At 62.2% G+C, this 6,325-nt stretch carries 8 protein-coding genes; 4 read left to right on the forward strand and 4 right to left on the reverse strand.

All coding sequences use genetic code 11. The features are described 5' to 3' along the window. Positions 1–13 precede the first annotated feature (13 nt). Positions 14–1,018, forward strand: coding sequence for an NAD(P)/FAD-dependent oxidoreductase (locus ENZ74_RS17585; protein ID WP_245470972.1), 1,005 nt, complete (start codon positions 14–16; stop codon positions 1,016–1,018). A gap of 3 nt (positions 1,019–1,021) precedes the next feature. On the opposite strand, the gene ENZ74_RS17590 is transcribed toward ENZ74_RS17585, so the two are convergent. Then, complete coding sequence (locus tag ENZ74_RS17590) at positions 1,022–2,503, reverse strand: MDR family MFS transporter (RefSeq protein WP_063167917.1); 1,482 nt, start codon at positions 2,501–2,503, stop codon at positions 1,022–1,024. Positions 2,504–2,705: 202 nt separating this feature from the next. Then, positions 2,706–3,365, reverse strand: a complete 660-nt coding sequence (locus tag ENZ74_RS17595) for a DUF922 domain-containing protein (RefSeq protein WP_063170227.1) — start codon at positions 3,363–3,365, stop codon at positions 2,706–2,708. Positions 3,366–3,468: 103 nt separating this feature from the next. Here ENZ74_RS17595 and folP point away from each other — a divergent pair, with 103 nt between their 5' ends. From folP to folK, 3 genes are read left to right on the forward strand one after another with little or no spacing between them, the layout of a single operon-like run. After that, positions 3,469–4,320 (forward strand): dihydropteroate synthase, encoded by an 852-nt coding sequence (folP, locus tag ENZ74_RS17600; protein WP_063167918.1) that lies wholly within the window; start codon positions 3,469–3,471, stop codon positions 4,318–4,320. Between the two features lie 3 nt (positions 4,321–4,323). Beyond that, positions 4,324–4,683 (forward strand): dihydroneopterin aldolase, encoded by a 360-nt coding sequence (folB, locus tag ENZ74_RS17605; protein WP_013531873.1) that lies wholly within the window; start codon positions 4,324–4,326, stop codon positions 4,681–4,683. Beyond that, positions 4,667–5,179, forward strand: a complete 513-nt coding sequence (gene folK / locus ENZ74_RS17610; RefSeq protein ID WP_013531872.1) for a 2-amino-4-hydroxy-6-hydroxymethyldihydropteridine diphosphokinase — start codon at positions 4,667–4,669, stop codon at positions 5,177–5,179. Before folB ends, folK begins: the two co-directional genes overlap by 17 nt. Before the next feature lie 26 nt (positions 5,180–5,205). On the opposite strand, the gene ENZ74_RS17615 is transcribed toward folK, so the two are convergent. Then, positions 5,206–5,751: a DUF924 family protein gene (locus ENZ74_RS17615; protein WP_063167919.1), complete on the reverse strand. Its 546-nt coding sequence runs from the start codon at positions 5,749–5,751 to the stop codon at positions 5,206–5,208. A 14-nt stretch (positions 5,752–5,765) separates the two neighbouring features. Continuing rightward, positions 5,766–6,325, reverse strand: a 560-nt coding sequence (locus tag ENZ74_RS17620; RefSeq protein WP_206522291.1) for an NAD-binding protein, incomplete at its 5' end; no start/stop codon positions are given.

The raw sequence follows: 6,325 nt of genomic DNA on the forward strand, positions 1-6,325 counted from the left end.
CACCAGGACAGACGTGCTTATTGTCGGGGCAGGGCCGGTCGGCCTGTTTGCCGTGTTCGAGCTCGGCCTGTTCGACATGAAGTGCCACCTGATCGACATTCTCGATCGGCCGGGCGGCCAATGCGCGGAACTTTATCCGGAAAAGCCGATCTACGACATTCCAGGCTGGCCTTCGATCTCGGCGCAGGGGCTGGTCGACAAATTGCTCGAGCAGATCGCGCCGTTCAAGCCCGATTTCAGCTACAACCGAATGGTTTCCAGCCTGGAAAAACTGGAGGACGGCAGTTTTCGCGTCACCACCGACGAAAACGAGGTGTTCGAGGCCAAGGTGGTGGTGATTGCCGCCGGCGGCGGCTACTTCCAGCCCAAGCGTCCGCCGATCCCCGGCATCGAGCCCTATGAAGGCAAGAGCGTCTTCTATTCGGTGCGCCGGATGGAGGATTTTCGCGGCCACGACCTCGTCATTGTCGGCGGCGGCGACTCGGCGCTCGACTGGACGCTGAACCTGCAGCCGGTGGCAAAGAGCGTGACGCTGGTGCACCGGCGGCCTGAGTTCCGCGCCGCTCCCGACAGCGTCAACAAGATGTATGCCATGCAGGAGATGAAGCAGCTCGAATTCCAGGTCGGCCAGGTGACCGGATTGACCGGTGCCGACGGCCAGTTGTCATCGGCCACCATCAAGGGACCGGATGGCGACGTCGAGGTGCCTTGCACGCGCATGCTGCCGTTCTTCGGCCTGACCATGAAGCTCGGACCGATCGCGGAGTGGGGTCTCAACCTTCACGAGAACCTCATTCCGGTCGATACCGAAAAATTCCAGACATCGGTGCCCGGCATCTTCGCGGTCGGCGATATCAACTGGTATCCGGGCAAGCTGAAGCTGATCCTGTCGGGTTTCCACGAAGTGGCGCTGATGGCGCAGGCCGCCAAGCGCATCATCAGCCCCGGCGAGCGCATCGTTTTCCAGTACACGACCTCATCGACCAGCCTGCAGAAGAAGCTCGGCGTCTCCGGCTGAACTTTACTCGGCCAGCATCGGCGCCGCATTGTCGGCGTAGCCGCGAAGCTCCTTTTCGGGCATCAGCGTCAGCGTGATCAGCCCCAGCAGCAATGTAGCGGCGGCGACGGCAAAGATCATCACGAACGGCTCGATCGTCGCGCTATGGCCAGCGATCCGCACGCCTTCACCGGCAAGCGGCAAGCCGTAGCCCAGAGCGACCGCGCCGAGCATGGCGACCCCAAGCGCACTGCCAAGCGAACGCAGGAATGTCAGCACGCCCGTCGCGACGCCGAGATGCACGCGATCGACGGCGTTCTGGACCGACACGGTGGTGACCGGAAACGTCGTTCCGGTTCCAAACCCGATGCAAATCGTCAAGACCTCGACCTCCAGCAGCGTTGCATATCCTGCGACGACGGCCAGCAGGCAGAGGCACAGCATGCTGAAGACGACGCCCACCATCGCAATGCGCTTGTAGTGGGTGAAATGCGGGATCATACGCCCGCTGAATGCCGCGCCGCCGACGGTCCCCAGCAGAAGCCCAAGCATCGCGATGCCCGACTCCGCTGCCGACAAGCCGAGCACCGCCTGAAGATAGACGGGCAGGTACACAGCCATGCCGACGCTTGCGGCCTGAAGCAGGAACATCGAAAGCGTGCCCGCCAGAACGATTGGATTGCCAAGCACTTCGAGTGAGATGAGCGGCTCGGCGGCGCGCATGAGCCGCAAGGCAAAAGCGCTCCAGAAAATCGCCGAACCGCAGAGAACGCCGATGACTTCAAGCGAAGTCCAGGGATAGGCGCTGCCGCCCCAGTTCAAGGCGAGCAGCAGCAGCGCCGTGGCAATTATCAGAAGCAGCGCGCCCAGGCCGTCGATGCGATGGCGCTTTGCGGCAATGGGCAGTTTCTTGAGCGGCTTGTTGATGATCGCCATCGCAAGAAAACCAAGCGGAATGTTGATCCAGAAGATCAGTGACCAGTGCAGGTGCTCTGCGAAAGTGCCGCCGAGCAACGGACCGGCAATGCTGGCGACAGCCCATGTGCCGGAGAACCAGGCGGCATAGCGTGCCCGCTCGCGCGGCGGCACGAGATCGCCGACGACGGTCTGCGTCAAAGCGAACAAGCCGCCGCCACCGGCGCCCTGGATCGCCCGCCCGACAACCAGCACAAACATGTTGGGGGCCATCGCGCTGACCAGCGATCCCGCCAAAAAGATCAGGATCGCGGCATAGACGGTCGGCCGGCGGCCGTAGACGTCGGAAATCTTGCCGTAGAGCGGAGCCACGGCTGTAGCGGTCAGGAGATAACCGGTGACGATCCATGGCAGATAGTGTGCGTTTCCGAGCGCATGCCCGATGGTCGGCATGGCCGGCGCGACAATGGTCTGATCGAGTGCCGCCAACAGCATCGACAACAGCACGCCGCCGATGATGGCGTTCTTTTCGCGCTCTGTTATCGGCGTGCCGGTTTCCGCCATCGTTTTCTCATCGACAGCCTGGTCCATGATCGTTCATCCATAAGCTTGCGATTTGACCGGCGCTGTTCAGCCGCTCCGGCTTCATGACCGTTTGGATCGCATTGGTGTTTTAAGCTCGTCTGGCGAGCCTGATATATGTCGTCCCATATAGGCCGGTTTCGACGGCGGCTCGAAAGTTTTTCGAATCTGGCACTACGTTTCGGTGAATTGGCTTTCAGTTCGGGTGCGTTCAGGCCGGCGGCAGTCGTCCGTTGCCGATGCGCTCCATGCGGTAGCGCAGCAGCCGCAAGATGCGGCTTTCGAAATTGACGCTTTCGACGCGGTCGAACTGAAGCTGGGCGCGGTCGTGCCTGGCCAGAACAGCCGCGGTGATCGCGGCCGCCTTGGCCTTGGCGGCGTTGCAGTTCTTTTGCGGGTAGGTGGCCTTCAAGGCCTCTTCGAGTTCGCCGCCATGGTTCTTGGCGATTTCGACATGGCGCTCCTCATGGCGCTTGATGTCGGCCGACAGCGTATCCCAGAACAGCCTGACATCGGCATCGGCCTTGCGCGGCCGGCGCCACTCGGGAAGGATCACCTTCACCTTGACGGTCACCACCGCGTCGGCAATCCGGCAGGAACTCGGTGTCTGCGCATAGCTGATACGGGTGGTGAAGGCCATTTGCGTGGCGCCCGGGTGCCGCGTGCCGGTGCTTTTCACCTCCGGGCCGCGTTTGGAGAGTTGTGCCTCGATGTCGTCGAGGGTGCTGCCGCCAATGGCGAAATAGCTGTACGTCTTGACGAGATTGGCCGCCGCCGCCGGGTGCGGCGTTATGGCGAGCAGCAGCGCGCAAGCCAAGGATTGTTTCACGCCCAAGGACTGTTTTTTCATGCCAAGCATGGATCGTTTCATCATGTTGCCTCTTCGACCACCTTGCTTTACGGCCGTTGCCGGCGCAATGAAATTGATCCGCCAGGGATCACACATGATTGATGAACTCCATGGTCGATGAGCAATGACGGCCAGGCGATGGCAATTGGCGCATGGACGCCATCTCGACCTTGGCGGCAAGGCCGTGGTCGTCGGCATCCTCAATGTCACGCCCGACAGCTTTTCCGACGGCGGCCAGTTCGACGCTCCTGAAAAGGCGCTGGCCCAGGCGCGCCGCATGATCGGGGAAGGGGCACTGGTTGTCGATGTCGGGGGAGAATCGACGCGCCCAGGTGCTGCCGCGGTATCGGCCAGCCAGGAACAGGCCCGCATCCTGCCGGTGATCGAAGCGCTGGCGGGCGTGAACGAGGTGCTGATTTCGGTCGATACCTATCGCGCCGACACGGCGCGGCTGGCGGTCGCCGCCGGCGCGCATATCGTCAACGATGTCTGGGGTTTGCAGCGCGAGCCCGATATTGCTCGTGTCGCCGCCGATACCGGCGCCGGGCTTGTCATCATGCATACCGGGCGGGATCGCCAGAAGCTGCCGGACGCGATTGCCGATCAGTTGGCATTCCTGCGAAGGTCGCTGGAAATCGCCCGCCAGAACGGCATCGCCGATGATCACATCGTGCTCGATCCCGGTTTCGGATTCGCCAAGGAGACGGCGGAGGAAAATCTCGACCTGATGGCACGCTTTTCGGAATTGCATGCACTCGGCCTGCCGCTGATGGCCGGCACGTCGCGAAAACGCTTCATCGGCACGGTCACCGGCCGTGATGCCGCCGACAGAGGGGTCGGAACAGCGGCGACCAGCGTCATTTTGAGGCTCCAGGGCGCCGATCTGTTTCGCGTCCACGATGTCGCATTCAACGTGGACGCATTGGCGCTCGCCGATGCTATGCTGGCGCGTCAAACCGACCGGGCGAGAAACTGATCGATGTATGTCATCCGCATGAAGAACTGCGCTTTCTTTGCCCGGCACGGCGTGCTGGACGAGGAGGAACGGCTCGGCCAGCGCTTCTATGTCGATGCCGTTCTGACCGTTGATCCAGGCCGGGCGCTTGCCGAAGATTCGATCGAGGATACAGTCCACTACGGCGTTGCATTCAGCGTCATTGAAAAGATCATCACCGGGCAGCGCCGTTTTCTGATCGAGTCGCTGGCGCTCGAAGTGGCCCGTGCGCTGACGGCGCGTTTTCCGCAGATAAAGAAAGCCGAGATCACGGTGCGCAAGCCGAACGCACCAGTGCCCGGCGTGCTCGATTATGTCGAGGTGACCGTTGTCTGGCCCGAATAGTACCGTTTATCTCAGCCTTGGCGGCAATCTTGGCGATCCGGCGAAATCCATGAGCGCGGCGCTGCGCATGCTGGATGCCGACGCGGATACGCGTGTCACCGGCGTCTCCTCGCTTTATCGCACACCGCCCTGGGGCAAGCTCGATCAGCCGGATTTTCTCAATGCGGCCGCCGAAATTTCCACCGTGCTTGCACCGCGTGCCTTGCTCGACCTCTGCCTCGATGCGGAGCGCAAGCTGAAGCGGGTGCGCGAGGAGCGGTGGGGGCCGCGGCTGATCGACATCGACATTCTGGTGTTCGGCGACCGCGTCATCCACGAGACCGGGCTGGAGGTGCCGCATCCGCGCATGCTGGAGCGCGCCTTCGTGCTGGCGCCGCTGGCCGAGATCGCGCCCGGCCTGGTTGTCAGCGGTCGCAGCATCACCGACCGCCTGGTCGCCGTCGATACCTCAGGCATCGAGCGATTGTCGTCCGGCCGGGATTGGTGGCTGGCCTGATTTCTGGGCAAAGCGACGGCCGAACTTTAGCCCGAGAAGCCGCCACCATCCAGGAACGTCTGCTCCTGCGAGGTGGTTTCGCGCCCAAGCATCCTGTTTCGATGCGGAAAACGGCCGAATTGCTCAATGATATCACGATGTTCGACAGCATACTTCAGATAGGGCTCGGCCCTGGCCTGCGTCAGCTCGACCGAAATATCCTGGTCGGCCAGTAGCTCCGAATGCTCATAGGGCAGGTAGAGGAAAACGCGGAGTTCTTCCTCGAGTGCCAGGTCATGACCAGCCGCGATCGCCTTCTCTGCGAAATATCTGGCGAGCGGATCGGTCGCGTACATATGGCCGGTGCCGCGAAAGCAGTTCCGCGGAAACTGGTCGAGCAGGATCATCAGCGCCAGCGCGCCTTCGGTATGTTCCAGCCAGTCGTCGCATTCACGCCGCGCGGCGGCGTAGTGCAGGTCGAGAAAGCGGTCGCGGAACTCGGCATCGAATGCTTCGTTCTTCTCGAACCAGGCATCCTCGCCGGCATCGCGCCAGAATTTGGTGACCGACAGGGCTCTGCTGTCCAATTCCATACCTGATTCCTTGCTCAATCGGCGGGTTCGGATTTGTGCAGCACACCCGCGGTCTCTTCGTTGAGTGCCTGACCAGGCCGGCGCGGCGTCGAGAGCGGTGTCGGAATCGGCGTGCCGATATTGCCTCTCAGGAAGCGCTGTCCGGCGCGAATGCCTTCGGCGAGCTGGGTTTCGAAGCGGTCGGTGTCGCGGCGCCTGACATCTTCGATCGTTTCAGCCACGTCTTCGGGATCGACGCCCAGAGATTCCAGGGCCGAGCCGCCGAAAACAAGTGCGGATTCGAAGGTTTCGCGCAGTTGGTAGTCGACGCCGGCACGTATGAGCTGCAGCGCCGTTCCACGGTCGAATGCGCGGGCCAGCACGGTGAGCAGTGGGAATTCGGCCTTGATCAGCTGGGCGATGCGAACAGCCACATCGGCCTTGTCGACGCAGATCAGCACGGCGCGCGCCCGGCCGGCACCGGCGGCATGCAGGATGTCCAGCCGCGTGCCGTCGCCATAGTAGACCTTGAAGCCGAAATCGGCCGCCGCCTGGATCATTTCGACGTCATTGTCGATGATCGAGACGTCGATGC

The sequence above is a fragment of the Mesorhizobium sp. M7A.F.Ca.CA.002.15.2.1 genome, from assembly GCF_003998715.1.
GTDB lineage: Bacteria > Pseudomonadota > Alphaproteobacteria > Rhizobiales > Rhizobiaceae > Mesorhizobium > Mesorhizobium ciceri.

Bases quoted from the DNA above. Each gene is read 5' to 3' on its own strand.
- ENZ74_RS17590 (WP_063167917.1), bottom strand. From the start codon at position 2,503: ATGGACCAGGCTGTCGATGAGAAAACGATGGCGGAAACCGGCACGCCG.
- ENZ74_RS17595 (WP_063170227.1), bottom strand. From the start codon at position 3,365: ATGAAACGATCCATGCTTGGCATGAAAAAACAGTCCTTGGGCGTGAAA.
- folP (WP_063167918.1), top strand. From the start codon at position 3,469: ATGACGGCCAGGCGATGGCAATTGGCGCATGGACGCCATCTCGACCTT.
- folB (WP_013531873.1), top strand. From the start codon at position 4,324: ATGTATGTCATCCGCATGAAGAACTGCGCTTTCTTTGCCCGGCACGGC.
- ENZ74_RS17615 (WP_063167919.1), bottom strand. From the start codon at position 5,751: ATGGAATTGGACAGCAGAGCCCTGTCGGTCACCAAATTCTGGCGCGAT.